The following is a 25939-nucleotide window of genomic DNA, read 5'->3' as shown; positions in this document are numbered from 1 at the left end:
CGGATTGACAGGTGCGGAAACAGATGGAATAAAAGCTGAATATGCTTGTTCGGAAGTACATCGGAAGGCTTGTCGGTTCATTAAAATACAATAATTATGGCTAAAAGAGAATGGAAGACAATCGAAGGATTCGAATTTAAGGAAATCCTTTTTGAAGAATACAATCACATTGCGAAGATAACAATCAATCGTCCCCGCTATCGCAACGCGTTCACACCATTAACGGTGTGGGAAATCTCACAGGCATTCGGCTATTGTCGTGAGGCTTTGGACATCCGAGTAGTGCTGCTTACGGGTGCAGGCGACAAAGCATTCTGCGCCGGCGGCGATATGCACGTGAAAGGACGTGGGGGATATGTAGGAGGAGATGGCGTTCCCCGTCTGAACGTGCTTGATGTTCAGATGCAGATTCGTCGCTTGCCGAAACCCGTCATTGCGATGGTAAACGGCTATGCTATCGGTGGCGGCCACGTTCTGCACGTGCTTTGCGACCTGACGGTGGCATCGGAGAATGCTATCTTCGGACAGACAGGTCCTAAGGTCGGCTCGTTCGATGCCGGTTTCGGTGCATCGTATCTCGCACGCATCGTTGGACAGAAAAAAGCGCGCGAAATCTGGTACCTCTGTCGTCAGTATTCAGCCGAGGAAGCCGAACGGATGGGACTCGTAAATACGGTAGTTCCTTTCGAGCAGCTCGAAGACGAATGCGTTTCTTGGGCTGAAACGATGATGGAACGCTCGCCGTTGGCACTGAGAATGATGAAGGCCGGATTCAATGCAGAGCTTGACGGACAGGCAGGTATTCAGGAATTGGCAGGCGACGCCACGATGCTCTATTACACAATGGATGAAGCACAGGAAGGAGGCAAGGCTTTCTTGGAGAAACGCAAGCCCGATTTCGACAAATATCCCCAGTTTCCTTAAGCAGACGGGCATTTATCCTTGCCATTATATTGATGTACAGAATAGAAATATCTTCCCGAGTGCTGCACTTCATCAATCCTGCCGGCACTTCCCGAGGCACTTACACTACTCGCCATAGTTTCTATGTAACGCTGTCTTCCGATGCCAAACCGGGAGTGGAAGGAGTGGGAGAGTGCGCCGCCTTGCTCGATTTGTCGTGCGATGCAATGCCTGCCGACGTTTACGAAAGGACGCTGCGAACGTTTTGCGATGCCTTTGAACGGACGGGACAGATAGACTATGAGGCAATGCGCCCTTATCCGTCGATGCTCTTCGGACTGGAAACGGCATTGGCACAATACAATGCAGGGGGGAGTTTGAACCTGTTTGACACGCCTTTCGGGCGTGGCGAAGAGGGCATTCCCATTAACGGACTGGTGTGGATGGGCAGTTTCGAGGAAATGTATGCACGACTTGAGGAAAAGATGCAGCAGGGTTTCCGTTGCGTGAAGTTGAAAATCGGCGCAATAGATTTCGACAAGGAACTGGAACTTATCCGACATATCCGAACGCATTTCACGAAAGAAGAGGTAGAATTGCGCGTGGATGCCAACGGAGCTTTCTCTCCCGATGAGGCTATGAAACGGCTCGAAGCATTGGCAGAATACGAAATCCACTCCATCGAACAGCCCATCAGGCAGCACCAATGGGCTGAAATGTCCCGACTGTGTGCCCACTCGCCACTCCCGATAGCATTGGATGAAGAACTCATAGGAGTGAACACCCGAAAAGAAAAGACGGAACTTCTGAAAACAATTCGCCCGCAATACATTATACTGAAGCCGAGTCTGCACGGCGGTATGGCAGGTACGGAAGAATGGATTTCGCTTGCCCGCGAGCGCAATATCGGTTCGTGGATAACGTCTGCGCTTGAAAGCAACGTGGGACTGAATGCCGTCGCACAGCTGACGGCGAAAATCTATGGTCCGAACGTGCAGATGGCACAGGGACTTGGCACAGGTCAGCTCTTTTCCGACAACATAAAAATGCCGCTGACTATCAAAGGAGACAAACTCTTTGCCCTTTGGATGTAACGCATTCCTCCCAATCAGGCAACTCTCCTATCTGATAAAATCCCGACAATGATGACTCTTGAGACTTTTCTTGCCGAATGGCAGAATGACAGCGAAACGCTGACCGTACACACAAGTGGCTCTACCGGCAGCCCGAAACCCTTGCAGGTGGAGAAAGCGCGAATGCTGAATTCGGCACGAATCACGTGCGATTACCTCCGGTTGAAGTCTGGCGACACGGCATTGCTGTGTATGCCGTTGGACTATATCGCCGGAAAAATGATGGTGGTGCGGAGCATTGAGCACAATCTTCAGTTGTTGAGCGTAGCCCCGAGCGGTCATCCTCTTTCAGATGCGTCGCTTTCGGTGCTCGACACTCCGAACGCCGACATTGATTTTGCGGCGATGGTGCCGCTTCAGGTCTACAATTCCCTGCAAATGCCCGAAGAGTGCGACCGACTGAAACGCATCAGGCACTTGATAATCGGTGGTGGAGCTATTGATAACAGTCTGGCTGCTGCGCTGAAAGACTTTCCCAATGCCGTCTGGAGCACTTACGGAATGACCGAAACGCTCTCTCACATTGCACTCCGACGGCTGAATGGTGCCGATGCGAGCGAATGGTATGAGCCTTTCGATACGGTGGAAATATCTCTGAACGATGAAGACTGCCTGATGGTGAACGCCCCTTTGGTAAGTGCCGAAGTGCTGACAACTAACGATATTGCCGAGATAAGGAAAGAAGGCACGAAAACTCGCTTCCGAATCATCGGGCGTAAGGACAACGTAATCAATACGGGCGGCATCAAGATACAGATAGAAGAACTCGAATTGCTGCTTCGTCCTCATCTCTTCGAGCCATACGCAGTAACGAAACGCCCACACGAAAAGTTTGGCGAAGAGGTGATTCTGCTTACCGAATCCACAGAACTGGCAGCCATTGAAGCCATTTGCCGGCGCATACTACCCAAATATTGGATGCCGCATAGTTTTCAAACGGTAGTGGCCATTCCGACAACGGAAACCGGAAAGATAGCACGTGCAGAAGCAATGAAGCTGGTCGATAGGGTGGAGGAGTGATATTTGTTTCTCGATTTGTAAAAAACATTTACCGAAAAACGCTCTTTTGAAATTCTTGAAATAGGATTTGAAACTCGGAGAATTGAAGAACGGAAAGCAAATATCCGTTGAATTTTTGGCGTGAGAGCAGAAATTTTCTGCAAACGTGCGAAGATTGCCTGCCATTTGTCTGAAGGATGCGCTGTGTTCTTCGGACAAATGTTTTGTAAACGTGCGAAGAACGCAGAGGAAGTTTGGGATAATTGCTGTTCTTAATGCGAGATTTAAAATTTGATATTTATCAGATTAGTTGATAAGTAATTAATAATCAGTTTGTTATTGACGTGCTGAAAAAACGTGGTTTTTGAAAAAATAAAATATATTTTTCAGAATATGGCCGTATTTTTCAAAGAATTGTAAATAAAAATGACGAATAGTGAGAACTTTCCCAACTATTCGTCATTGTAAGTTTTATCGGTTGTAGCAGACTGTTTTTTCATCCTTCACGGAAAAAATCAAGAGCTTCCTTGATTTCCTCTTCGGTTGCAGTCTGATTGATATTCACTTTGCCGATTTCTGAGAGCAGCGAGAAGTTGATGCCGTTGTCGCGGTTTTTCTTGTCGTGGTGCATCAGTTCGATGAGTTCTGCGTAGTCGTTGCAAGTGATGGAGAGAGAACTATAGTTCTCCTTAATGTAATTGACCGTCTGGCGCATCTTGTCGGATGGGAAACCGGTCTTGATTACCGACAGATAAAGCTCACAGACGAGACCGAAAGCCACGGCGTAGCCGTGAAGAATTGGGTTGCGCTTCAGTGCCCACGACTCAAATGCGTGACCGAAGGTGTGTCCGAGGTTGAGCGATTTGCGAATGCCCCTTTCCTGTGGGTCTGCTTTTACAATCCTTTCCTTTACGGCAACGTTTTCGCGGAGCATAGAAGAGAGTTTTTTAAGGTCGGGTTCGGCGAAATCGAATTTAAGAAGGTCTGCCCACATCGTTTCTTCGGCAATGAGTCCGTGCTTCAGCATTTCGGCATAGCCGCTCAGGAGATTCTCCCTGTCAAGCGTCTTGAGCCAAGTGGTGTCGAGAATGACGAACCTTGCTTCGCTGAACACGCCGATTTCGTTTTTCAGTCCGCCGAAGTTGATGCCTGTTTTGCCCCCTACGCTGGCATCTATCATCGCAAGCAGCGTTGTAGGCACGTTGATGAAATTGATTCCACGCTTGAAAGTTGAAGCTGCAAAACCTCCCAAATCCGTTACCATTCCACCACCAAGATTAATGAGCAGCGAGTGGCGCGTGGCATTTCCGCGCTGCATTTCCTCCCAAACGTGGGACAGAGTTTCGAGATTCTTGTTGCTGTCGGTAGCCTTTACGGCGATGAGACTGGCGTTCTTGAGGCTGAAAAATCCCTGAATCTTCTGCCAGCACGCCTCTCTTGTGTTTTCATCCACCAGTACAAATATGCGGTCGTGTTCGCATTCTGCCACAGCCTGCGCCAGTTCTCTCTTGAAATTATCCGAAATAATGATTCTCTGCTCCATAACTCTCTTACCTAACGTTTCTACAAATATAATAGCTTTTCGCCCATTTACAAGTAATAGTGCCTAACCTTTTCACACAATTTTGCACAGCAAAGTGCCAAACTGCACACATCGTCGAAGGCTTGTGCACGTTTTCGTCTGCTTTTCTTCTTGTCGGCTTCTTCTTTGCTTTCGATGAATTTAGTTACTTTTGCACCGGATTATAAAAAAGAGAAAGATAATGAACGGACTTTACACGATAGTTTTACTCGTTGTTTCAAATGTATTTATGACGTTTGCTTGGTATGGGCATATCAAATTGCAGCAGGCAAAAGTGCTTACGGACGCTACTCCCTTGTATGTGGTAATTCTTCTGAGCTGGTTGCTGGCATTGGCTGAATACTCTTTTCAGATTCCTGCCAATAGAATGGGCTATGTGGGCAACGGAGGTTTGTTTTCGCTGATGCAACTGAAGATTATTCAGGAAGTTATTTCTCTGGTGGTTTTCACGGTGTTTACGGTCGTCTTCTTCAATGGAGAGAGCTTGCATTGGAATCATCTTGTGGCTTTCTGCTGTCTGATTCTGGCTGTCTTTTTCGCCTTTCTGAAATAGGTTTCCATTTGCTTTTCCGTTTTTAAAAGTATTAAGTGGAGATACAAAAAAATATCAACAGATATTCGGCCGAATATCTGTTGATATTTTTCTGATAGGGAAGAGTTGCTTGGAAATCATTTCCAGTGTTTTTAGCGTCTTCCTTCTATGTAAATGTAGTTAAAAAGGATGTGGAGGGCTATTTGATTAAACCTTCCTTGCGCAGAATTTCCTCAATGGTTCTTGGGAAATGATCCATTTCGAGGACGTGTTCCTTGGCTGCAATGTCGTCCGGAGTGTCGTCCGGAGCGATTGGAGTCTTGAATTGTGCGATGATTTCGCCGCCGTCGCATACGTTGCTGACCCAATGGATGGTCATTCCCGTCTCTGTTTCGCCGGCAGCCTTCACGGCTTCGTGAACGTGGTGACCGTACATACCGATGCCTCCGAACTTCGGAAGCAGGGCAGGGTGGAGATTGATGATTCTTCGATTGTATGCTTCGATGAGAAAGTCTGGAATCATCAGGAGGAAACCGGCAAGTACGATGAAGTCGATATTGTGTTCCTTCAGCAGTTGGAGAACGTTCTCTTTGTCGTTGAACTCGCTTTTGGGCAAGACAATGGAATCCACGTTGAGATTCTTTGCACGCACCAATGCGTAGGCATCGGCTTTGTTGCTGATTACGAGCGATATATTTACCTGACTGTTGTTCTGGAAATAGCGGATGATGTTCTCGCAGTTGCTTCCACTTCCCGAAACAAAGATTGCTAAATTGGTCATAATTAAGATGTTTGGGCTGCTCCGAAGCTCTCAGAGAAAGGAGAGATGAGCGGCAAAATTATACGAGATAGAAGTGTTTTCTTCAATTCTTCACTTCCTTGTGCCTTTATATTCCTTCTTCGTCCTCGTCGTCGAAATCGTCAAAGCCGAACATTGTGGGGGCTGTGAAAGCGTCCATCTGTCGGCGGTCTTTCTTTGTTGGGCGGCCGGTTCCGCGTGCACGGTCCACGAATCCACTGATACGGCTCATTTCCAGAAGCTCGTACTGTTTGGCATCCGTTACGTTTTTGTAAATCTCGGGAACGAGTTTTGCGCCCACTCGTTGCTCAATGGGCTTGAGCACTTCAAACGAATAGATGATGGGCGGCTTCTTCACGCTGACGATTTCCCCTGCCTTGATGGTGTGGGAAGGTTTCACGTTCACGCCCTTAATCGTAACACGCCCGTTCTTGCACGCATCGGCTGCAATGCTGCGTGTTTTGAATATGCGCGCTGCCCACAGCCATTTGTCAATTCTTGCAATGTCTGCCATTATTTCTTTCCTAATTTGTTGTACTGGTTCATCGTGATATTGATGCCGGCAAGCACGAAACTCCTGATGATTTCCACACCGAGGTCTATGCTTGGCTGAAGAGTCTTCATATCTTCTTCGGTGTATTTGCCGAGAACCCAGTCCACTTGTCCTCCCTTTGGGTAATCGTTACCGATTCCCATACGCAGTCGGGCGTAGTTCTGACCGATGAGCTGCTGGATATGTCCCAGTCCGTTGTGCCCTCCGTTCGAACCGTTTGCCTTCAGGCGAAACGCACCGAGTGGGAGCGCAAGCTCGTCTGAGATGACGAGCAGTCTGCTTTCATCAATCTTTTCCTGATTGAGCCAGTAGCGAACAGCGTTACCCGAGAGATTCATAAAGGTAGTCGGCTTCAAGAGAATGATTTTTCTGCCTTTCAATGTCGTCTCTGCCACAAATCCGTAACGCTTATCCTCAAAAACAATATTGGACGCCTTAGCAAAAGCGTCCAATACCATAAATCCTGTGTTGTGTCGGGTGTTCTCGTATTCTCGTCCGGGATTGCCCAATCCACAAATTAAATATTTATCCAAATTGTCAAAATCTAAATGATTTCTCCTATCCTTTGTCTATTAAGCCTCTGCGTTCTGAGCAGCTTGGATAGAGTTACGTGTAGCCTTGATAGAGCAAACCACAACCTGCTTCGGTGTAACGAGTTCAAGACCCTCGAAACTCAAATCGCCAACCTTGATACTCTTGCCGATATTGAGGTTTGTTACGTCGATTTCCAAGAACTCTGGAATGTTGGTGTAAGGTGCCTTAACGTTGATTTTACGGATTGACATATTCATACGACCACCATCGCGAACACCCTGAGCAAGACCAGTGTGCTTTACTGGAACACCCATTACAACTGGCTTTTCAGCGTTTACTTCGTAGAAGTCTACGTGAAGCACTGCATCTGTTGTTGGGTGGAACTGGAGTTCCTTCAAAATTGCGATGTGCTTTTCGCCATCAATGGTAAGCTCTACTGAGTAGATGTTTGGAGAATAAATCAGTTTGCGGAGTTCAGACATAGGAGCTGCGAATGAAAGTGCAACTGGATTCTTACCTTCCTTAGCTTCGCCGTAGAGGTTGCAGGGAATCATACCTGCCTTGCGGAGTTCCTTAGATGCCTTCTTACCGGTAGTTTCACGCTTCTGACCTGTGATTTTAATTTCTTTCATTGTTGTTTGTGTTACTCTAAATTAATAAAAATTTAATTCGCCATCACACACTGAGACGCCTGTTGTCGGACGATGTTCCGTTCGTTTTACCGTTCTCAATTTGCAAAAAGCACTGCAAAGATAGCCCTTTTCAATGGATTGACCAAGCATTCTTCGTAAAAATACTGAAAATCCCATCCTATAAATAAGAAAATACAGGCTTTCTCTTGCATAGAAGAGGGATTTTTTCTACATTTGCAAAATATTGAATTCATATAAGAAACACAACATACATACTTTTCAATGATTAATAGAGATTTAATTCGTATTAAGGTAGTTCAGTTAACCTACGCATACTATCAGAATGGGGACCGCAATATGGACAAAGCCGAAAAGGAACTTCTTTTCAGTTTGTCGAAAGCATATAGTCTTTACAACTATCTCTTGTCTCTCATTGTATCAATCACGCAGGAGGAACGCCACCGTGTGGAAATATTGACTAACAGAGCTAAGCGGGAAGGAACGGAGGCTCCTTCGCAGCGTTTCGCATACAACAAGTTTGCAGTTCAGTTGGAAGAGAACAAGCAGCTCAACCTTTATATGGAAGGACAGCAGTTTCGTTGGGAAGATGATATGGAATCTGTGCGCAAACTTTGCGACCAGATTGAGCAGAGTGTCATTTACAAGGAATATATGGAAAGTGAAGACGATTCCTACGAAGCACACCGTGAGCTTTGGAGAAAGCTCTACCGTACGCTGATTCAAGAGAATGAAGATCTCGACGCTGTTTTGGAAGAGAAGAGTCTCTATTGGAATGACGACAAGGAAATCGTAGATACTTTCGTTATCAAGACGATTAAGCGTTTCGAGGCTGCAAACAAGAGCAACGAGGAACTGTTGCCGGAGTTCAAGGATGAGGAAGACCGTGAGTTTGCCGTAAAGCTTTTCCGTTCCACTATTCTCAATGCCGACCAGTATCAACGCTATATGAGCGAGACAAGCCGTAATTGGGATTTCTCCCGTTTGGCCTATATGGATGTGGTGATAATGCAGATTGCGATTGCAGAAATGCTGACATTCCCCAACATTCCGGTCAGCGTTACTATCAATGAGTACGTTGAACTCGCAAAACTTTACAGTACTCCTCGTAGTGGTGGATACATCAATGGTATGCTGGACACTATCGCACGCCATCTGATTGATACGCGGGCGATGCTGAAACAGATGCCCGAGCCACGTCAGCGTCGTCCACGCGACGACCGTAGAGCCAATGGTCATCAGGGAAATGAGCCTCGTTTCCAAAATGAAGGTGGTCAGCAGGAAGCAGAGAAAGAACAGGAATAATTAAAAATAAATATAAGAAATGAATACAGCAATTCTATTGGCTGCATTGCAGCAGGGTGCGCCACAAGGTGGCGGATGGACAATGATTTTGATGATGGTTGCCATCTTCGTGATAATGTGGTTGTTTATGATTCGTCCACAGCAGAAGAAGCAAAAGCAAATTCGTGAATTTCAGAACGCACTGAAAGAAGGCGACTCTGTGGTTACTGGTGGAGGAATCTTCGGTACAGTGAAGCGCATCGATATGGCAAGCAGCAAAATCGATGTAGAAATCGCACGTGGCGTTGTGATTACAGTTGATAAGGGCTACGTTTTTGCTGATGCTCAGGCTATGCAGCAGAATGTAAGATAATCATTAAACAGCGATTAGTGGATATTGATAGATGGTAGGCGACTCGCTGAACATATTCGATAAAGTCAGGAACCTCTTGTTGAAAATCTTCAACAAGGAGTTTCTGATTTTTTTATTCTTCTTAGCGTTGAGCGGACTCTTTTGGTTGTCGAACACCTTGGACGATACTTACGAGAAAGAGATACCAATCGATATACGCTTGACCGGCATTCCGAAGAATGTAGTGCTTACGAGCGAGGTCGATTCCACTATCCGTGTTACCATTAAAGACAAGGGCTACATCCTTGCGATGTATCTTTTCAGCAAGGAAATCCGTCCTTTGACCTTCGATTTCTCCACTTATCGCAATTTGAATAATTCCGGTGAGATAACGATTGCCGAGATTCAGAAACTGTTGGGACAGCAATTGTATTCCAGTACAAAGATTACGGCAGTTAAATCCAATAATCTTTCATTCACGTTTAATTACGGTCAGCACAAGAAAGTATCGGTAAAAATCTCCGGAATGGCGATACCTGCCGAAGGATATTTCCTCACGCGTGTTCAATTTACGCCCGATAGCGTTACCGTTTATGCGGAGAAGGAATTGCTGGACAGCATTCGCGAGGCATACACCGAGAGTCAGGAAATCCTGAACTTTACAGAAATGAAGGAACTCAACGTGAATTTGCGCAAGATAAAGAATGCCAAGTTTGTTCCTAACACGGTCAAGATGCAGCTCTATCCTGACGTTCTGATTGAGGAGACTGTGGAAGTTCCTATCAAGGCCATCAATGTTCCTGAAGACAAGGTAATGCGCGTGTTCCCCGGAAAGATTAAGGTTGTCTTTGCAGCAGGTACGGCCCGTGTGAAGGCTATGCCGAAAAACATTGAGACACAGCAGATACTTCCTGACGGTTTCACGGCAGTCGTGGATTACAAGGAGGTGGAAAACGGTACATCGGACAAGTGCAGGGTTTACCTTCGCGCTACGCCTAACGGCATCCGTAATGCCCGACCGGTGGCAGACAAGGTGGATTATCTTATCGAACAGCGATGAAGGTAGCAATTACAGGCGGAATCGGTAGTGGAAAATCGTATGTCTGCAAACGGTTGAACGCTATTGGGATTGAAGTCTACGATTGCGATGCGGCGGCAAAGCGACTGATGCGCACCTCCACGGAGCTTCAGCACCAACTTCAAGAGCTTATTGGAGAAGAAGTGTTCGAGGAGGGCGTGTTGCAAAAAGCCGTAATGGCGAGATTTCTGCTTGAAAGTGAGGAGAACAATCAAGCCATCAACGACATTGTTCATCCTGCCGTAGCCCGTGATTTTGAAAAATCGGGCTTGGAATGGATTGAAAGTGCGATACTTTTCGATAGTGGGTTTATCAACCGTATATATATAGATAAGGTGGTATGCGTTACTGCACCCGAGGAAGTGCGTGTTGAGCGTATCGTTGCGCGCGATTCCATTTCGAGCGAGAAAGCTTTGGAATGGATTCATCGCCAATTACCGCAGGAAGCCGTGCTGCATCGGAGCGATTATGAAATAGTGAACGATGGCAAACACGACATAGACGAACAAATCAGCCGTCTTTTGCTTCAGATAAGAGATTAAAAACGGAGACTTTCATTGGATTTGAATGATGGAATGTATCCTAAGATAAATAAAACAAATAATAATTATAAACAAACGACAATGTTACAGACAATTCTTTCAATTGCCGGCAAGCCAGGTCTTTACAAGTTGGTAAGCCGTGCTAAAATGAACCTCATAGTAGAAACCCTCGACGAAAAGCACAAGCGTGTGCCTGCATTCGCAACAGACCGCGTTACCAGTCTTGCTGATATTGCAATGTTTACTGAGAGTGAAGATGTTCCATTGGGAGAAGTGCTCGGAAAAGTACGTGACAAAGAAGAAGGAAAGGTTGCTTCGTTAGACTGGCGCAAGGCATCTGCAAAGGAGTTGCAGGACTATTTCGCAGAAGTTCTTCCGGATTTCGACCGCGACCGTGTTCACAACAGCGACATCAAGAAACTCTTGCAGTGGTACGATATCCTCATCAAGGCCGGTATTACAAACTTTGAAGAAGATTTGAAGCCAACCGACGGCGAGAACATCGACGACCGTAAGGAAGAAGAATAGACCACAAACTCCGTATGATACAGCAATGTTCATACGGAGTTTTTTTATTAAATCCTGATTTTCAGGGGCATCAACAGATTTAACCACAGAAAACAACGGTTTCTCTTTCCCTACTGAGCCAACAGCTTCTGTCGGTCGAGTATGGTAATTTCCTTACCGTTAATCTTCAGTGCTCCTTCCTTTTCAAAGTCTGAAAGAACGCGGAGGAGAGAGAATTTCTGAATACCGAACGAATCGGCAATCTCCTGACGCGAGCGGGTAAGACGGATATTGTTGCTGCCCTGTTCGCCAGCAACCTCCATCAGCAGATAGGCAACCTTTTCTCTCACCGTGAACAGGCTGAGCACCTTCATCTTGTGTGTGAGAAACACATCTATGTTTGAGAGGATTCGGATGAAATTCATACGAATCTGCTCGTCCGTATCTATCAGCAGTTTCAGTTCCTCGGGTTTCATACGCAGCAACTGCACCTTGCCGTCCGTCTCCACACTTACGGGCAATGCCCTCTTTTCTGCAAAGATGAAAGCCGGCGCAATGACAGTGCCTTCTTTCAGTCGGCTTACCTCCACCTGTTTTCCCGAGAGCGATGCCATTCTGGTAATCAATGTTCCTTTTATAATGATGTCGGCATATTTGCAGGGCATACCTGCCAGCGCATAAACATCGTGCGATGGCAGATCAACAATCTTGTAATTGGCATTGTCGAGCGTCATTTCTATTTGAACCGGGCTCATCCCTGCAAAGAGAGGGCAGCCTGTGAGCACCTTTAATACTTTGTCTTCCATATCTGCAAAAGTAATGCTTTTCGGCTGGAATACCAAGTTTTCTGCTTGCCTTCTCGTTTCTTTGTCCTCTCGTTTTCTTCCCATCTTGACAAAATGTCATTTCTTTCTGTCAAGTTGTCTTTGTTTTTGTGTTGGTATGCTGCTTGCAATATAGAGCATATAAACGATAAAAAATAAACAAACTAAAATAGGAGATTTGATTATGTACAGAAATTCTTGGTTACCGGAAGTGTTCAACGACTTCTTTTACAACAACAATATGCCGAAGGCAAACGCAACAGCACCTGCAATCAACGTGTTGGTCTCAGACAATGAATATACCGTAGAGCTTGCAGCTCCGGGTCTTCGCAAGGAAGATTTCGTAATCAACGTGAATGCCGACGGCGACTTGACCATCAAGATGGAGAAAAAGCAGAGCGAGAATGAGCAGAAGGCGCGCTATGTTCGCCGGGAGTTCTCTTACAGCAAATACGAGCAGACCCTCATTCTGCCCGAAGATGTGGACAAGGAAAAAATCAGTGCGAAGATGGCTGACGGCGTGCTGAACATCAACTTGCCGAAACTCAAGCAGGAAGAGGTTAAGGTTGCTCGTCAGATAGAGGTAGGCTAAAGCCTCCTCGTTCTGTGAAGGCATCGCTTTCACATCTTCAATAGGAACACATAAATGTCAGTTAAGGAATAAACTATCTTTTGTTTAGAGTTAATAGCTAAGATAAAATAAATGTAATTGTTAGGTTGTAGCCCTCGAATGCGTGAGCATTTGAGGGCTTTTTGTAAATGCTTGAAAATCAAGGGATAAAATATCTGTTTTCAAACGTGCGAAGAATGCAGCGCAATCTTCGCAAAAATGCAGTGCAAACGTGCGAAGAATGAAATGTATTCTTCGCACGTTTGAAAAACCGGTCTTTGTCAGTTGCAATGACAGCGTTTGTCTGATTATCCGTTTTGTCCTTTCCATATCAATTAGAATGAGTGAAGAAGTTTTGGAATCAAATTATTTTGCGTATCTTTGCAGCAGTTAATTTAATAGGTTATTATGTTCTTAAACATTGTTTTTATTGTAGCGGGAATGGCCATCGTTCTGTGGGGTGCCGACCGTCTGACGGAAGGTGCAGTAGCAGTTGCCGAGAAAATGAAGGTCTCACAGATTGTCATTGGCCTGACGGTAGTGGCTATGGGCACGAGTATGCCCGAGTTTTGTGTGAGTCTTGTGTCTGCATTGAAGGGCACTCCCGACCTTGCCGTGGGTAATGTGGTGGGTTCCAATATCTTCAATACATTGTTGATTGTAGGTATTGCAGCCTTGGTTTGCCCGATGACAATTCTTAAAACCACCGTCCGCAAGGACATTCCGTTTGCAATGGTGGCGGCTGTATTGCTGATGATGATGTGCTTTGATGGTAAGATTGGCCGTATCGATGCAGCCGTCCTGTTTGCCTTCTTCCTGATTTTTATGTATATGACCGTTCGCGGTGCACAGATCGAGAAGAGCGATATGCAGAAAGAGAATGAGCTGGCGCAGGAAGCATTGGAGGAACGGCCGAAGATGAATTCGGTAATGTCGGCCGTTTGGATTGTCGTTGGCCTTGCCTGCCTGATAGGAGGAAGCAACCTGTTTGTGGAAGGAGCTACACAGGTGGCGAGAGCATTGAACGTTTCAGATGCCGTTATCGGTCTTACGATTGTTGCCGGAGGCACGTCGCTGCCCGAATTGGCTACGAGTGTTGTTGCGGCGCGCAAGGGAAACAGTGGTATTGCCATCGGAAACGTGCTTGGTTCCAACGTGTTCAATATCCTTTTCATTCTCGGTCTGACCGGGCTTATCTCGCCAATGGAAATTCAGGGCATCACAATGACCGACCTTTCTATGATGGTAATCTCAATGATTATGATTTGGCTCTTCTCCTTCACGAAATACACCATCGAGCGTTGGGAGGGTTTTGTGCTTGCAGGCGGCTTTATCGGCTATTTGAGTTATCTGATTATGAATGCATAGAGGGATATATACGGCTCTGCCGGTATCTTGAGATTTTGCAAGATTTAGAGAATATTTGTCAAGCGTCTGTCTGTTTGGATAGACGCTTTTTCTGTTGTATCTGTTACGACTGTTGCTGTTATGGAATTTACAACAAAAAAAACTCCTCCCTTTCGGGGAGGAGCTAAAATATTTTTTGACGGCTTTTATTTGTAGATTTCAGCCAAAACTTTCTGCAAGTCTTCGCCCCGCAGGTCGTTGGCTACAATCTTTCCAGATGGGTCGAGCAGTACGTTTGAAGGGATAGAACGAATGCTGTAAGCCTCGGAAGCAGCACTTTGCCAACCTTTAAGGTCGGACATCTGAGGCCAAGTCATACCGAGTTTCTCCACGGAAGCTGTCCAAGCAGCCTTCTTGTTGTCGAAACTAACGCCGATAATCTCCAAACCCTTTGCGTGATACTTCTTGTATGCCTCTACAACGTTCGGCATTTCCTGACGGCAAGGACCACACCAGCTTGCCCAGAAGTCTACGAACACGTAGTTGCCTTTGCCTGCATAGTCGCTCAGTTTCACAGCTTTGTCGTTCATATCGAGCATAGCAAGATCCTTGAACATCAAGCCCGGACGACGCTTGCTCAATGAATTGAAGTGATCCTTGGCCTGCTTCATTTCCGGTTCATTGTAATAGCCTGTTGATGGGTCGAGGATTTCGGCGAGCTTTTCGTATTCCACGTCGTACATCACGTTGGCAACGTATTTCGCCGGGAACTTTGTTGCCTTGAATTTTTCGATGATTTCCATCGAGGTTTCAAACTCCTGCTTGCCGAGCACTTCTGCCCTTGCCTCTATTTCCTTTACCTTTTCCTTGTCGGCATCGGTAAGTGTCTGCTTCTTGGCAATCTCCTTGTATGTGGCAACTAATTGTTCGTACTCTGCCTCAATCTTATTGATCTTGTCTTCATAAGGCTTTGTGTCTGTCTGCGCAGCGGCACCAACAACCTGTGCTGCCAATAATACTGCTAAAAAGATTTTCTTCATATTATACTAATTTGTTTTTAATGTTCGAGCGTTCTTTGCTTTTGTCCACGCCAGTTGAAATATTGGATGCAAAAATAAGTATTTGTATTGAAAGTAACACTATTATTTAAGTTTTTTTAGGTTGTAATTATTGCGGATGCCAATGTGTTTTCATTTTAAAAACGTACCTTTGCACCCGATTTATAAACAGGGGTACTTGCTAAACCCCCTTTAACAAAACAAGAAAATGACAAAAACAAAACAACAAGTGAGCGTGCTGTTTATGTTATTCAGCATCCTCTTCTGTGTTTGCCTCATTGCGGCAAACATTCTCGAGACCAAGCAAATCTCTGTATTGAACATCAGTTTGACAGGTGGACTCATTGTCTTTCCGGTCTCTTACATCATCAACGACTGCGTCTGCGAGGTGTGGGGATTCCGTAAGGCACGGTTGCTCATCTGGACGGGCTTTGCTATGAACTTCTTTTTCGTTACGATGGGTGCCCTGTGCGACTGGATTCCGGGTGCTCCCTACTGGACGAATGAGGAAGGTTTCCACGCCATTTTCGGTCTTGCACCACGTGTGGCGACGGCCTCTTTCGTTGCCTTCATCATTGGTTCGTTTGCCAATGCGTATGTAATGAGCAAGATGAAGATACGCGATGGCGGCAAACGGTTCTCCCTGCGTGCAATCCTCAGCACGATTGCCGGCGAGACCTGCGACTCGATTATCTTCTTCCCATTGGCACTGGGTGGTGTGGTTCCGACGGAAGAACTCCCGAAACTGATGCTTTGGCAGATTCTCCTGAAGACCGTCTACGAAGTTATTGCACTGCCGATGACAATCAGAATCGTGAAGAAACTCAAGGAACACGAGGGCGAGGATGTTTACGACAATGGCGTAAATTACAGCATCTGGAAGATATTCAGCATAGGATAAACGCCACCATCACTTTTTCACTCCCTAAAACAATGGAAAGAAAAGACGAAGGTCTTCAGCAGTTGGGTGCGAAGACCACTTACAGTATGGACTATGCTCCGGAAGTTCTGGAGTCGTTCGAGAACAAACATCCCGAGAATGACTATTGGGTAAGATTCAACTGTCCCGAATTTACGAGCCTTTGCCCGATTACGGGGCAGCCCGACTTTGCAGAAATCCGTATCTCTTACGTTCCCGATGTGAGGATGGTGGAGAGCAAGAGCCTGAAACTCTATCTGTTCAGCTTCCGCAATCACGGCGATTTCCACGAAGACTGCGTGAACACGATTATGAAGGATCTCATCAAACTGATGGATCCGAAGTATATCGAGGTTACGGGAATCTTCACTCCGCGTGGCGGTATCAGTATCTATCCTTACGCAAACTACGGTAAGCCGGGTACGAAATACGAGAAAATGGCAGAAACACGCTTTATGAACCACGAGTAGTTGAGCGTGTAAGGGAACAAAGATTGTGAGTTTACAAGTTTACGAGTTTACGAGATGACAAGTTTACGAGTAGACGAGATAGCGAGGAACTTAGTAACCGAGTGTTTAGATGTTGAGTTCGTCATAAGCCAGACCCAAGTATAAATATACATATAGATATTTAGTTTTGTGTTTTTCAAAGTGATTGGAAATCAATAACTTATGACGATGTTTCGTTTGTGCGAAGAATGCGTTGCGTTCTTCGCATAAATGTTTTGCATTTATCGCAAAAACGCAAGCCGTTTTTCGCACGATTGGAAAGCAAGGATGCGTATTTCGTTTTCGTGCATAAAAATACATAAGATTGAAGGAGTGGGCGAGGAGATAAAAGGGAGAAGGAACAAGTGGAAATTCAATAGAAAAACGCACATACTCCGCTTGAAGTATATATGCACTTCAAACGGAGTATGCGCATTAATAATAGGGTGGTTTGCCGGCTGTTATTTCTTGATGGTATCCTTAACCGATGCCTTCTGCTCTGCTTCCTGAGCCTTCTTGTTGGCCTCAATGGCATTCTTCTTTCTGTGATACTGCATCACTTTCTTTCCGAACAGCGCAGCCATAGAATCAGCCGAGAGATGTTTCAGAATGCCGTCGTCGTGTCCCACCTTCTCATCGGGTATTCTGTTGCCCTTCTCATCAATGGTGTCCTTGTATATATACAGCCATCCGTTGTAGATGTGCCACCTTGTATACACCGTAACCTTTGGGTATTCCACCGGACTTTCATCCTCCAGCGTGTTGGATTTGAAGATGTATCCCACCGGCGAAGCCTGATTGTAGCTCTTCAGCGTAAAGCCGTATTCGCGCGGAACGAAGAGTGCGGCTTTCATAGAGTCTGACATTTCTGCCATAATTTCCTCTTCGGTCTTGGTTGGATTGGGCTTCAGCTTCGGAATAACTTGGAAAGTCCACGTGCCTTTTATCTGTTCAAGGTCGATGACCAACGTCGCCTCGGTGCTGTCTTTCGGATTCAGGAGTACGGCCAGTTCGTCGCCTATTTCTATATCGCCGAACACCTGATTGTTTTTCATCGCATTCACGATGTTGAATTTCACGGGGTCGCCTCCCTCGTTCGGAAGAAAGACGATTACCGAGTCGGAACATCCGTCACAGGCAAGGCCGTAGAGTGTGTTGTCGCCTTTCAGTTTGACTTCCTTGTCTATGGCACCACGGTCTCCAACTGCGCCGTTGTCGTAGCAGGCAACGACGGAGAAAAGCGAAAATATAAGAAGTAGAAGTGTTAGTTTCCTCATTGAATCACTGATTTATAGAATGCAAAGATAGTCAATTATTGCAAAAAATGTAGCTTATCGGAGTTATTTTGATTTTTTTTTCCTACTTTTGCACGCAATATTGTGCGTGCGCAATATTCTTTTAAATACGAACAAGGAAAAAGTTAGATATGGCAAAGAAAATTCAATTCAGTCTCATTTATAGAGATATGTGGCAAAGCTCAGGTAAGTTTCAGCCACGCAAAGACCAGTTGGTACGCATTGCTCCTGTCTTCGTTGAGATGGGATGCTTCTCACGCGTAGAGACAAACGGCGGTGCTTTCGAGCAGGTAAACCTTCTTGCAGGCGAAAACCCCAACGAGTCTGTACGTGCATATACAAAGATTCTTCACGATGCCGGCATTCAGACACACATGCTCGACCGCGGTTTGAACGCATTGCGTATGTATCCCGTGCCCGACGACGTGCGTCAGTTGATGTATAAGGTAAAGCACGCACAGGGTGTAGACATTCCCCGTATCTTCGACGGTCTGAACGATATTCGCAACATTGCGCCGTCTATCAAGTGGGCAAAGGAGGCAGGTATGATTCCACAGGGTACGCTCTGTATCACCACTTCTCCGGTTCACACGTTGGAATATTACAGCAAGCTCGCCGATCAGGAAATCGAAGCTGGTGCTGAGGAAATCTGTCTGAAGGATATGGCTGGTATCGGTCAGCCTGCTTTCTTGGGACAGCTCACGAAGATGATCAAGGAAAAACATCCTAATATCATCCTTGAATACCACGGACATACTGGTCCCGGACTTTCAATGGCCTCAATGTTGGAAGTGGCAAAGAACGGTATCGACATTCTCGACGTTGCCATCGAACCATTGTCGTGGGGTAAGGTGCATCCGGACGTAATCTCTGTTCAGAGTATGCTGAAGAATGCGGGCTTCGATGTGCCTGAAATCAATATGGATGCCTATATGAAGGCTCGTGCTATGACACAGGAATTTATCGACGAATGGCTCGGCTACTTCATCAACGACCAGAACAAACTTATGAGTTCGTTGCTGCTCGGCTGTGGTCTGCCCGGTGGAATGATGGGTTCTATGATGTCCGACCTCGGTGGTATCCGTGCAACCATCAATAATCTCCGTGCAAAGAAGGGCGATTCGGAACTTACAGTAGACGATATGCTCGTGAAGCTCTTCGACGAAGTGGCTTACGTTTGGCCGCGCGTGGGTTATCCTCCATTGGTAACTCCATTCTCACAGTACGTTAAGAACATCGCCTTGATGAACCTCTTGACTATCGAGCAGGGCAAGGGTCGCTTCGTAATGATGGACGATTCTATGTGGGGTATGATTCTTGGCAAGAGCGGTAAGGTGCCGGGAGAAATCGATCAGGTTTTGAAAGACCTTGCAAAAGAGAAAGGACTCGAGTTTACAGAGGCTGATCCGCACACGTTGCTCGACAATGCGCTCGATGGTTTCCGCAAGGAAATGGACGAGAACGGATGGGAATATGGTCAGGACGACGAAGAACTCTTTGAATTGGCTATGCACCCGGAACAGTATCGCAACTACAAGAGCGGTCAGGCTAAGAAGAATTTCCTCGCAGACTTGCAGGCTGCTAAGGATGCAAAGCTCGGAGCGAAGGTAAGCATCGAAGAAGCTACGGCGTTCAAGCACGCAAAGGCCGACGCTATCGTGTCTCCTGTCAAAGGCCAGTTGTTCTGGGAGTTCCAAGGCGACGGTGAAGCAGTAACTGCAACAGAACCATTCATCGGCAAGGAATACGTCGAAGGCGACAAGCTGTGCTACATTCTGGCTCCTTGGGGAGAGTTTGTTGAGGTTCCGGCAGCGTTGGGTGGCAAGCTGGTTGAAATCAATGCGAAGCAAGGTTCTAAGATAAACAAGGGCGACGTTATTGCTTATATCGAGCGTCCGAACAATGCTTAGGCAGTAATATATATAAGGTTAAACGGTTTATGCTCGTTTAGTTCGCTTCAACAGGATTGAGACGAACCGGCAGGCATAGACCGTTTGTCTTTTTACATCGCAATAATGAAATGGAAGAGCTGAGGAAACAGCTTGCGGGCAGACTTCACATTGCCGACATAAAGACGTTGGCTTTCAAGGCAGAAGACGAGCGCAATGTTGAAATATTCCAAACATTGTTCGGATTTATCTTCGATGAAGACAAACGGATAGCCGAAAATGCAGCTTGGGTGCTTACGCATTGCAAGCAAAAGGGAATGCGAAGGCTTTGCCAATATCGGGATGCTGTGATTGAAAAGGTGTTGAACACAGAGAGCAGCACGATGCAAAGACTCTTGCTGTCGCTCCTTCTGAAGCAGCCGTTCGAGAAAGAGCGAATAAGGACCGATTTCTTGGACTTCTGTCTTTCCACCATCACTTCCTCAAGGCATTCCGTAGCTGTACGGGCATTGTGCTGTTATCTTTCCTACAAGCAATGTTGCCATTTTCCGGAATTGATGAATGAACTGGAATCCACGCTCCATCTGCTTGAAAGCGAACAACTCACGTCGGGTCTCAGGCATTCGAAGAAGAAAGTATTGGCTTATATTGCAAAACATAAGAAACAGTAAGAATGGACTATCAGGCAATCATCAATAAGTTTTATCCCGAAGACAACGAACTGAAACATATCCTTATGGTTCACAGTAGGAGTGTTGCCGACAAGGCACTGCGCATTCTCGACGCGCATCCCGAGCTTCAGCTGGATAGGATTTTCGTGGAAGAGGCGGCTATGCTTCACGACATCGGCATCTTCCGATGCGATGCAGTGGGCATACATTGTTTTGGAACAAGTCCCTACATCGTTCACGGACGAATCGGTGCCGAACTTTTGCGTGCTGAAGGCTATCCCAATCACGCACGGGTTTGCGAGCGTCATACCGGCGCAGGGCTTACCAAGGAAAGCATTATTGCGCAGAATATTCCGTTGCCCCACGAGGATTTCCTGCCCGAAACGCTTGAAGAGCAACTCATCTGCTATGCCGACAAGTTCTATTCAAAGACTCATCTGGACAGGGAAAAGCCGTTCGAGAAAGTGGAAAAGAGCCTTGCAAAGTATGGAGAAGACGGATTGAAGCGTTTCCGTGAATGGCGTTTAATCTTCGGATGATAAACGTTAAAAGTTAAAAATAACTCATATATTCCCCATTATTTGCTTAATTTTGCACGTTATTAGGCAATGAGAAGAAAGACCGTTATATTCCTTTTATCGTTTGTCATCGTGTTTGCGATGGCCAATGTTCATTTTACCCCAAGGAAAAACAAGTCTTCCAAAAAGAAAACTGCCGACAGCACGGTGGTAATTGACACGCTGCTGCAACGGATGAAAGCTGCAAATGCCTCTGATTCAAAGGGACAGAACGCTGTCGACACCACTCAGATGGACTCATTGCGCAAGGCCATTTATTACCATAACAAGGCGATTGACGACTCCATTCACGCCGACAGCGTGCTGCGTTCACGCTCGAATGGCATAGAATCTCCCGTTACCTATTCTGCCGAAGACTCACTGGTCTACGATGCCACTACGGGCGTTGCGCATCTTTATGGCTCTTCCAAGGTGGATTATCAGAATATGAAGCTCGCCAGCGACAAGGTTTATCTCAGTCTTGACAGCAGTCTGGTGCGCGCTTCGGGCAGTGCCGACTCAACGGAAGAGAACGGAATAAAGGGCAAACCCACTTTTACGATGGGCGGACAGGAGTATGAAAGCGACACGATGGCTTTCAATTTCAAGTCGAAGAAAGGTTTAATCAAGGGTGTTTATACGGCACAGGACGACGGATTTCTCAGCGGAGAGAAGGCAAAGCGCGATTCTTCGGGTGTAATCTACCTACAACACGGCCGCTACACCACTTGCGACGATCCCCATCCTGACTTCTACATCGCGCTTTCCCGCGCCAAAGTCCGCCCGGGAAAGGACGTTGTTTTCGGACCTGCCTATCTTGTGGTTGCCGATGTACCGTTGCCATTGGCTATTCCCTACGGCTTCTTCCCCTTTTCAAAGAAATATTCCAGTGGATTCATAATGCCGAGCTACGGCGAGGAACAGGAACGTGGCTTCTATCTGCGCGACGGAGGTTATTATTTCGCCATCAGCGACAAGTGGGACTTGAAGCTCTTGGGAGAAATCTATACGCGTGGTTCGTGGGGAGTAAGTGCCGCAAGCAACTACCGTAAGCGTTATAAGTATTCCGGCTCGTTCTATTTCAGCTATCAGGATACGAAAACCGGCGACAAGGGACTGCCCGATTTCAGCGAACAGGAGAGTTTCAAGATTCAGTGGAACCATCGTCAGGACCAGAAGGCAAACCCGTTCAGCACGCTTTCAGCAAGTGTGAACTTCGCAACATCAAGCTACGAGCGCAACAACCTTAACAGTATGTACAACCCACAGACGCTCACGCAGTCTACACGTACATCATCCGTAAGTTGGAGCACACAGTTCTCGAGCATCGGCCTTTCGCTGAGTGCCACGGCCAACTTGGCTCAGAGTATGCGCGACTCCACCATTCAGCTCACGCTTCCCGACCTCAACATCAGCCTGAGCCGTTTCTATCCGTTCAAGAGAAAGCACGCTGCCGGAAAGGAACGCTGGTACGAAAAAATCTCAATGAGCTATACCGGCCAGTTGTCCAACTCCATTTATGCAAAGGAAGACCGTATTCTCAAGGCCAACTTTATGAAGGAATGGAAGCACGGATTCCAGCATAATATCCCTGTTCAGGGCAATTTCACGCTGTTCAATTACATCAATCTTTCCCCATCGTTCAATTTCACGGACCGTATGTACACGAATAAGGTAATGCGTTCGTGGGACAGTTCGCTCGGAACGTCGGGCGCGGAAGTGCAAGATACCATCTCCGGCTTCTACAACGTGTATAACTGGTCGCTCAATATGTCGGCGAGCACAAAGCTCTACGGCTTCTGGACACCGAACCGAAAGTTATTCGGCGACAGAATCCAAGCCATCCGACACGTCATTACCCCACAGGTGAGTATATCCTATTCGCCAAACTTCGGCGCACGCAGCTACGGTTATTGGGACAGCTACCAGTACACCGATGCCGACGGCAACGTGAAGCTCGTGCAGTATTCTCCCTATGCCGAACAGATGTACGGCGTGCCGGGGCAGAGCAAGACGAAGATGATAAGTTGGGATGTGAGCAACAACATCGAAATGAAGGTAAAGAGCGACAAGGACTCCACCGGATACAGGAAACTCAGCATTATCGACGAGTTGGGTGCATCAATGTCCTACAATGCGGCAGCCGACTATCACAGATGGAGCGACCTCAGCGTGCGCCTGCGCCTCAAGTGGTGGAAAAACTATACTTTCTCTATGAATGCGCAGTTTGCCACCTATGCCTACGAGTTGGACGCAAACGGCAATCCCTATGTGGGCAATCATACGGAATGGGGCTACGGCCGTCTGCCTCGTTTTCAGGGAATGTCGCAGAACTTCTCGTTCACGCTGAATCCCGAGAAACTGAAGAAATGGTTCGGTGGAGGCGAAGAGGAAGACGAGAAAGAGAACGACAGCGACGAAGGAGCTGATCCTGACATAGAAACGAATATGGACGACGACCTCGAGCGGGGCAAGCACGCCGCAAAGAAGAAGCACGGCAACATTGCCGAGACCGACGAAAACGGCTATATGCGTTTCAGTATGCCGTGGTCGCTGACCATCGGTTACGGTATCACGATGCGTGAAAATGCCCAAGGAAAGTTCAACAAGGAGACGATGCGCTATCCATACAAGTTCTCCCACACGCTGAATGTCAGTGGAAACATCCGAATCAGCGATGGCTGGAACATCAATTTCTCCAGTGGTTACGACTTTGAGAACCACGCAATGAGTATGACCACGGCGAGCCTCTCCCGCGACCTGCACTGCTTCAATATGAGCGCGTCCGTTGTATTGGCACCCTACACGTCGTATAACTTCACTTTCCGCTGCAACGCTGCCACCCTGACCGATGCGTTGAAATACGACAAGCGGAGCGGCATCACGAATGCCGTGCAGTGGTATTAAAACCATTTTCTGGTGCGTTGTCTGCGAAGATGCAGACGAACAGAGACGCTGTTGCTCTCTGTTTTGTAAATAACTGATAATCAGACTTTGTTTTTTCGGTTTTCAATCGTGCGAAGATTGCCGTGCAATCTTCGCAAAAACGCAATGCAAACGTGCGAAGAATGCAATTCATTCTTCGCACGTTTACAATTTGACAGCGTTTTCCATACCCAACGGCTTGCCTTTCCTTGCTTTTTTGTCTGCCTTATGAGAGGTTTGTTTAGGAATAAATTTCTTGCTGACTCAAATCTTTTCGCAAAAAGCTTTTAGGATTTTTCTCTTGTGAACTATCTTATTGAGAAATAGATTGTTACCGTTTTGGGCTGGATAGACAGGTAACGATTTGGAAATGAGCGGAGTGCTTTTAGGTACATTGTTTTGAATAGCCAAAGAACGCTTACTCTTATCACCTGCAAAGGTACAGATTTGCGAGCGAAAGTGAGCGCTCTTTCGTGATTTTCTTCTTAGGGAAGGCAAATTTGTTTCCTACATCCTCCGTCCCCGTTTCTTTTTCTTGTCGGCTTCGTGGCGCAATCTTCGCTGAAAGGCGGTCTCCGCATAATCCTCTCCGTGGACTTGGAAGTCCAACACACCGCCAACTCCCGATGCAATCCCTTCAGCCACATCCACCACACTTTCGACAAGATTCGGTGCCGGGCTTGATGTTGGCTGTAGCTTTTCTTCCTGTAAAGGTTCTTTCGGCTGATAAATCGGAACAGAAGAGTGGTAGGGAGCGGCATAGGACAACCCGAATTGTTTCAACAGAGAGTTGTATCCAAACTCTCGTCCTATCTCCGAAGCCTTGAACGTCTGCCCCTCAAAATGAAACTTCAGTCCATAGACTTTACCTTTCTTGTTCTTCATCTGTTCAACGGTTACTCCTTGTCGTCTCAAATCATATCGAAAGGAAGCATAGCCATTCACTCCGCCATTCGTATACTTTCCCAACAAGCCGTAAGCCATTGTGCGCAGTTTCTCCTTGCTCGCCTCCCGTGCCTGATTGGCTCTCGGCTTTTGATACCTTTTCTCTGCCCGTATCTCATTGGCAATCGTCAGACCGTGCTTGCGACTTAATTCCTCTGCCACCCGTGCTGCCTTGTTACTTACAAAGGTCGTATCATAAACCGCCCCGTTCATACTCATCCGATTGGCAATGACATGAATGTGCAGATTGTCGGTATCCTTATGCGTAACGGCTACCACCTGATACTCCTGCAATTTCATTGCTTGGATAAACTCACAGGCTATTTCTCGGAGCTTCTTCCAATTCATTCCTGCTTCATCTTTCGGAGCGATACCGATTTCCATCCGCAGGAATTTGTTGCGACAACGGCTGTTGAACCGATTGACAAGGTTCATCTCTTCGTATATTCTCTCTGCCGTATCTCTGCAAAGGTTCTGGATTAAGAGCTTATTCTTGAGCTTCGTTTCTCGGAAGATATACTCCAATGCCGTCTTACCGTGTGCTATGGCTTTGCACTTCGCTATCATTGCGCTTCATATTTAGAACATCATATATCTCGTCCGTAATCCGATACCGAGGACTGTAAAATCGCTCGAAAGCGTGTAGTGAAATGCAAGAAAGGTTCTTGGCAATGGCAACCCAAGAGGGGTCTTTCGTCTTAATCAAGTTGGAAATGTGACTGAAGAAGTAGCTGACCCGTTGCAATACCCGAATGGCTTCCCGTTCGTGTTCTCCCAATTGGGGAACGGCAACAATCTCTCCGGTAAGCAATGCCTCCCGACAGAACTCGGAGAGTTTCTTGCCCGTCCGTTCCGCTCGCTTTTGTATCCTTGCTTTCTCCTCTTCGGAGCAGCGTACCCGAAGAAGGCAGGTCTTATTGGACTTCTTCTTCCTTTTCTCTTTATCTGTTTTGGGTTTCATAT

The 25939-nt window shown here is 46.6% G+C and carries 27 protein-coding genes; 17 read left to right on the top strand and 10 right to left on the bottom strand.

The genetic code is table 11. The features are described 5' to 3' along the window. Positions 1 to 96 precede the first annotated feature (96 nt). The 3 genes from menB to P150_RS0105305 are packed head-to-tail and all read left to right on the top strand — an operon-like array spanning position 97 to position 3056. Complete coding sequence (gene menB, locus P150_RS0105315; RefSeq protein WP_028896781.1) at positions 97 to 924, top strand: 1,4-dihydroxy-2-naphthoyl-CoA synthase; 828 nt, start codon at positions 97 to 99, stop codon at positions 922 to 924. A 32-nt stretch (positions 925 to 956) separates the two neighbouring features. Further along, entirely contained in the window at positions 957 to 1997 is a 1041-nt protein-coding gene (locus P150_RS0105310) for an o-succinylbenzoate synthase (RefSeq protein WP_028896780.1), read from the top strand. A gap of 51 nt (positions 1998 to 2048) precedes the next feature. Beyond that, positions 2049 to 3056: an AMP-binding protein gene (locus tag P150_RS0105305; RefSeq protein WP_028896779.1), complete on the top strand. Its 1008-nt coding sequence runs from the start codon at positions 2049 to 2051 to the stop codon at positions 3054 to 3056. A gap of 475 nt (positions 3057 to 3531) precedes the next feature. Here P150_RS0105305 and aroB read toward each other — a convergent pair whose 3' ends face one another. Next, a complete protein-coding gene (aroB, locus tag P150_RS0105300) occupies positions 3532 to 4578 on the bottom strand; it encodes a 3-dehydroquinate synthase (RefSeq protein WP_028896778.1) in 1047 nt (348 codons plus the stop codon). A gap of 220 nt (positions 4579 to 4798) precedes the next feature. On the opposite strand from aroB, the gene P150_RS0105295 reads away from it, so the two are divergent. After that, on the top strand, positions 4799 to 5170 hold the full coding sequence (locus P150_RS0105295) for a DMT family protein (RefSeq protein ID WP_028896777.1): 372 nt from the start codon (positions 4799 to 4801) through the stop codon (positions 5168 to 5170). Between the two features lie 178 nt (positions 5171 to 5348). Here the strand turns inward: P150_RS0105295 and purN are convergent, their stop codons facing one another. The 4 genes from purN to P150_RS0105275 form a co-directional block, all read right to left on the bottom strand. After that, a complete protein-coding gene (purN, locus tag P150_RS0105290; protein ID WP_028896776.1) occupies positions 5349 to 5930 on the bottom strand; it encodes a phosphoribosylglycinamide formyltransferase in 582 nt (193 codons plus the stop codon). Between the two features lie 106 nt (positions 5931 to 6036). Further along, positions 6037 to 6462, bottom strand: coding sequence for an RNA-binding S4 domain-containing protein (locus P150_RS0105285; RefSeq protein ID WP_028896775.1), 426 nt, complete (start codon positions 6460 to 6462; stop codon positions 6037 to 6039). Further along, entirely contained in the window at positions 6462 to 7034 is a 573-nt protein-coding gene (gene pth / locus P150_RS0105280) for an aminoacyl-tRNA hydrolase (RefSeq protein WP_028896774.1), read from the bottom strand. Before pth ends, P150_RS0105285 begins: the two co-directional genes overlap by 1 nt. A gap of 39 nt (positions 7035 to 7073) precedes the next feature. Next, positions 7074 to 7667: a 50S ribosomal protein L25/general stress protein Ctc gene (locus P150_RS0105275; RefSeq protein WP_028896773.1), complete on the bottom strand. Its 594-nt coding sequence runs from the start codon at positions 7665 to 7667 to the stop codon at positions 7074 to 7076. A gap of 282 nt (positions 7668 to 7949) precedes the next feature. Here P150_RS0105275 and nusB point away from each other — a divergent pair, with 282 nt between their 5' ends. The 5 genes from nusB to P150_RS17960 all read left to right on the top strand — a co-directional run bounded on the left by nusB (position 7950) and on the right by P150_RS17960 (position 11469). Next, positions 7950 to 8990 (top strand): transcription antitermination factor NusB, encoded by a 1041-nt coding sequence (gene nusB / locus P150_RS16035; RefSeq protein ID WP_036932084.1) that lies wholly within the window; start codon positions 7950 to 7952, stop codon positions 8988 to 8990. Positions 8991 to 9009: 19 nt separating this feature from the next. Next, positions 9010 to 9342: a preprotein translocase subunit YajC gene (gene yajC, locus P150_RS0105260; RefSeq protein ID WP_028896772.1), complete on the top strand. Its 333-nt coding sequence runs from the start codon at positions 9010 to 9012 to the stop codon at positions 9340 to 9342. Between the two features lie 31 nt (positions 9343 to 9373). Beyond that, entirely contained in the window at positions 9374 to 10381 is a 1008-nt protein-coding gene (locus P150_RS0105255) for a CdaR family protein (protein WP_028896771.1), read from the top strand. Next, the gene (coaE, locus tag P150_RS17965) at positions 10378 to 10941 is read left to right on the top strand and encodes a dephospho-CoA kinase (RefSeq protein ID WP_028896770.1); all 564 of its coding nucleotides are present in this window, start codon (positions 10378 to 10380) and stop codon (positions 10939 to 10941) included. Before P150_RS0105255 ends, coaE begins: the two co-directional genes overlap by 4 nt. A gap of 81 nt (positions 10942 to 11022) precedes the next feature. Further along, positions 11023 to 11469, top strand: a complete 447-nt coding sequence (locus P150_RS17960; RefSeq protein WP_028896769.1) for a DUF5606 domain-containing protein — start codon at positions 11023 to 11025, stop codon at positions 11467 to 11469. Between the two features lie 110 nt (positions 11470 to 11579). Here P150_RS17960 and P150_RS0105240 read toward each other — a convergent pair whose 3' ends face one another. Beyond that, positions 11580 to 12254 (bottom strand): Crp/Fnr family transcriptional regulator, encoded by a 675-nt coding sequence (locus tag P150_RS0105240; protein ID WP_028896768.1) that lies wholly within the window; start codon positions 12252 to 12254, stop codon positions 11580 to 11582. A 202-nt stretch (positions 12255 to 12456) separates the two neighbouring features. Between P150_RS0105240 and P150_RS0105235 the strand changes: the two genes are divergently transcribed. Continuing rightward, the gene (locus tag P150_RS0105235; RefSeq protein WP_028896767.1) at positions 12457 to 12864 is read left to right on the top strand and encodes an Hsp20/alpha crystallin family protein; all 408 of its coding nucleotides are present in this window, start codon (positions 12457 to 12459) and stop codon (positions 12862 to 12864) included. A 426-nt stretch (positions 12865 to 13290) separates the two neighbouring features. Next, positions 13291 to 14250 (top strand): calcium/sodium antiporter, encoded by a 960-nt coding sequence (locus P150_RS0105230; protein ID WP_028896766.1) that lies wholly within the window; start codon positions 13291 to 13293, stop codon positions 14248 to 14250. Positions 14251 to 14435: 185 nt separating this feature from the next. Here the strand turns inward: P150_RS0105230 and P150_RS0105225 are convergent, their stop codons facing one another. After that, positions 14436 to 15269: a TlpA disulfide reductase family protein gene (locus P150_RS0105225; protein WP_028896765.1), complete on the bottom strand. Its 834-nt coding sequence runs from the start codon at positions 15267 to 15269 to the stop codon at positions 14436 to 14438. Between the two features lie 226 nt (positions 15270 to 15495). On the opposite strand from P150_RS0105225, the gene P150_RS0105220 reads away from it, so the two are divergent. After that, positions 15496 to 16188, top strand: a complete 693-nt coding sequence (locus P150_RS0105220) for a queuosine precursor transporter (RefSeq protein ID WP_028896764.1) — start codon at positions 15496 to 15498, stop codon at positions 16186 to 16188. 32 nt (positions 16189 to 16220) lie between these two features. Further along, positions 16221 to 16676, top strand: coding sequence for a preQ(1) synthase (gene queF / locus P150_RS0105215; RefSeq protein WP_028896763.1), 456 nt, complete (start codon positions 16221 to 16223; stop codon positions 16674 to 16676). A 479-nt stretch (positions 16677 to 17155) separates the two neighbouring features. On the opposite strand, the gene P150_RS0105210 is transcribed toward queF, so the two are convergent. Beyond that, positions 17156 to 17971, bottom strand: a complete 816-nt coding sequence (locus P150_RS0105210) for a hypothetical protein (protein ID WP_028896762.1) — start codon at positions 17969 to 17971, stop codon at positions 17156 to 17158. A 149-nt stretch (positions 17972 to 18120) separates the two neighbouring features. Here P150_RS0105210 and P150_RS0105205 point away from each other — a divergent pair, with 149 nt between their 5' ends. From P150_RS0105205 to P150_RS0105190, 4 genes are all read left to right on the top strand, one after another. Next, positions 18121 to 19899 (top strand): biotin/lipoyl-binding protein, encoded by a 1779-nt coding sequence (locus P150_RS0105205; protein ID WP_028896761.1) that lies wholly within the window; start codon positions 18121 to 18123, stop codon positions 19897 to 19899. A gap of 110 nt (positions 19900 to 20009) precedes the next feature. Next, a complete protein-coding gene (locus P150_RS0105200) occupies positions 20010 to 20549 on the top strand; it encodes a hypothetical protein (protein WP_028896760.1) in 540 nt (179 codons plus the stop codon). Positions 20550 to 20551: 2 nt separating this feature from the next. After that, positions 20552 to 21088, top strand: a complete 537-nt coding sequence (locus tag P150_RS0105195; RefSeq protein WP_028896759.1) for an HD domain-containing protein — start codon at positions 20552 to 20554, stop codon at positions 21086 to 21088. A gap of 69 nt (positions 21089 to 21157) precedes the next feature. Continuing rightward, positions 21158 to 24013 (top strand): putative LPS assembly protein LptD, encoded by a 2856-nt coding sequence (locus P150_RS0105190; protein WP_028896758.1) that lies wholly within the window; start codon positions 21158 to 21160, stop codon positions 24011 to 24013. 525 nt (positions 24014 to 24538) lie between these two features. Here P150_RS0105190 and P150_RS0105180 read toward each other — a convergent pair. Next, positions 24539 to 25543 carry a relaxase/mobilization nuclease domain-containing protein gene (locus P150_RS0105180; protein WP_028896757.1) on the bottom strand — a complete coding sequence of 335 codons (1005 nt, stop codon included), beginning with the start codon at positions 25541 to 25543 and terminating at the stop codon, positions 24539 to 24541. Next, positions 25509 to 25937 carry a ribbon-helix-helix protein, CopG family gene (locus tag P150_RS0105175; RefSeq protein ID WP_028896756.1) on the bottom strand — a complete coding sequence of 143 codons (429 nt, stop codon included), beginning with the start codon at positions 25935 to 25937 and terminating at the stop codon, positions 25509 to 25511. The genes P150_RS0105180 and P150_RS0105175 overlap by 35 nt, the downstream gene beginning before the upstream one ends. Positions 25938 to 25939: the final 2 nt, after the last annotated feature.

The sequence above is a fragment of the Prevotella sp. HUN102 genome (assembly GCF_000688375.1).
Lineage (GTDB): Bacteria > Bacteroidota > Bacteroidia > Bacteroidales > Bacteroidaceae > Prevotella.
Note: the sequence above shows the minus strand (reverse complement) of the source record. Positions and strands in the feature narration are given on the sequence as shown.

What these genes read in the sequence shown, in the direction of transcription:
- yajC (WP_028896772.1), top strand. Translation starts at nt 9,010, where the DNA reads ATGAATACAGCAATTCTATTGGCTGCATTGCAGCAGGGTGCGCCACAA.
- P150_RS0105240 (WP_028896768.1), bottom strand. Translation starts at nt 12,254, where the DNA reads ATGGAAGACAAAGTATTAAAGGTGCTCACAGGCTGCCCTCTCTTTGCA.
- P150_RS0105190 (WP_028896758.1), top strand. Translation starts at nt 21,158, where the DNA reads ATGAGAAGAAAGACCGTTATATTCCTTTTATCGTTTGTCATCGTGTTT.
- aroB (WP_028896778.1), bottom strand. Translation starts at nt 4,578, where the DNA reads ATGGAGCAGAGAATCATTATTTCGGATAATTTCAAGAGAGAACTGGCG.
- P150_RS0105310 (WP_028896780.1), top strand. Translation starts at nt 957, where the DNA reads ATGTACAGAATAGAAATATCTTCCCGAGTGCTGCACTTCATCAATCCT.
- coaE (WP_028896770.1), top strand. Translation starts at nt 10,378, where the DNA reads ATGAAGGTAGCAATTACAGGCGGAATCGGTAGTGGAAAATCGTATGTC.
- P150_RS0105195 (WP_028896759.1), top strand. Translation starts at nt 20,552, where the DNA reads ATGGACTATCAGGCAATCATCAATAAGTTTTATCCCGAAGACAACGAA.
- P150_RS0105255 (WP_028896771.1), top strand. Translation starts at nt 9,374, where the DNA reads ATGGTAGGCGACTCGCTGAACATATTCGATAAAGTCAGGAACCTCTTG.
- P150_RS0105220 (WP_028896764.1), top strand. Translation starts at nt 15,496, where the DNA reads ATGACAAAAACAAAACAACAAGTGAGCGTGCTGTTTATGTTATTCAGC.
- queF (WP_028896763.1), top strand. Translation starts at nt 16,221, where the DNA reads ATGGAAAGAAAAGACGAAGGTCTTCAGCAGTTGGGTGCGAAGACCACT.
- nusB (WP_036932084.1), top strand. Translation starts at nt 7,950, where the DNA reads ATGATTAATAGAGATTTAATTCGTATTAAGGTAGTTCAGTTAACCTAC.
- P150_RS17960 (WP_028896769.1), top strand. Translation starts at nt 11,023, where the DNA reads ATGTTACAGACAATTCTTTCAATTGCCGGCAAGCCAGGTCTTTACAAG.
- P150_RS0105175 (WP_028896756.1), bottom strand. Translation starts at nt 25,937, where the DNA reads ATGAAACCCAAAACAGATAAAGAGAAAAGGAAGAAGAAGTCCAATAAG.
- P150_RS0105285 (WP_028896775.1), bottom strand. Translation starts at nt 6,462, where the DNA reads ATGGCAGACATTGCAAGAATTGACAAATGGCTGTGGGCAGCGCGCATA.
- P150_RS0105200 (WP_028896760.1), top strand. Translation starts at nt 20,010, where the DNA reads ATGGAAGAGCTGAGGAAACAGCTTGCGGGCAGACTTCACATTGCCGAC.
- P150_RS0105210 (WP_028896762.1), bottom strand. Translation starts at nt 17,971, where the DNA reads ATGAGGAAACTAACACTTCTACTTCTTATATTTTCGCTTTTCTCCGTC.
- menB (WP_028896781.1), top strand. Translation starts at nt 97, where the DNA reads ATGGCTAAAAGAGAATGGAAGACAATCGAAGGATTCGAATTTAAGGAA.
- P150_RS0105295 (WP_028896777.1), top strand. Translation starts at nt 4,799, where the DNA reads ATGAACGGACTTTACACGATAGTTTTACTCGTTGTTTCAAATGTATTT.
- P150_RS0105275 (WP_028896773.1), bottom strand. Translation starts at nt 7,667, where the DNA reads ATGAAAGAAATTAAAATCACAGGTCAGAAGCGTGAAACTACCGGTAAG.
- purN (WP_028896776.1), bottom strand. Translation starts at nt 5,930, where the DNA reads ATGACCAATTTAGCAATCTTTGTTTCGGGAAGTGGAAGCAACTGCGAG.
- P150_RS0105225 (WP_028896765.1), bottom strand. Translation starts at nt 15,269, where the DNA reads ATGAAGAAAATCTTTTTAGCAGTATTATTGGCAGCACAGGTTGTTGGT.
- P150_RS0105230 (WP_028896766.1), top strand. Translation starts at nt 13,291, where the DNA reads ATGTTCTTAAACATTGTTTTTATTGTAGCGGGAATGGCCATCGTTCTG.
- P150_RS0105180 (WP_028896757.1), bottom strand. Translation starts at nt 25,543, where the DNA reads ATGATAGCGAAGTGCAAAGCCATAGCACACGGTAAGACGGCATTGGAG.
- P150_RS0105305 (WP_028896779.1), top strand. Translation starts at nt 2,049, where the DNA reads ATGACTCTTGAGACTTTTCTTGCCGAATGGCAGAATGACAGCGAAACG.
- P150_RS0105205 (WP_028896761.1), top strand. Translation starts at nt 18,121, where the DNA reads ATGGCAAAGAAAATTCAATTCAGTCTCATTTATAGAGATATGTGGCAA.
- P150_RS0105235 (WP_028896767.1), top strand. Translation starts at nt 12,457, where the DNA reads ATGTACAGAAATTCTTGGTTACCGGAAGTGTTCAACGACTTCTTTTAC.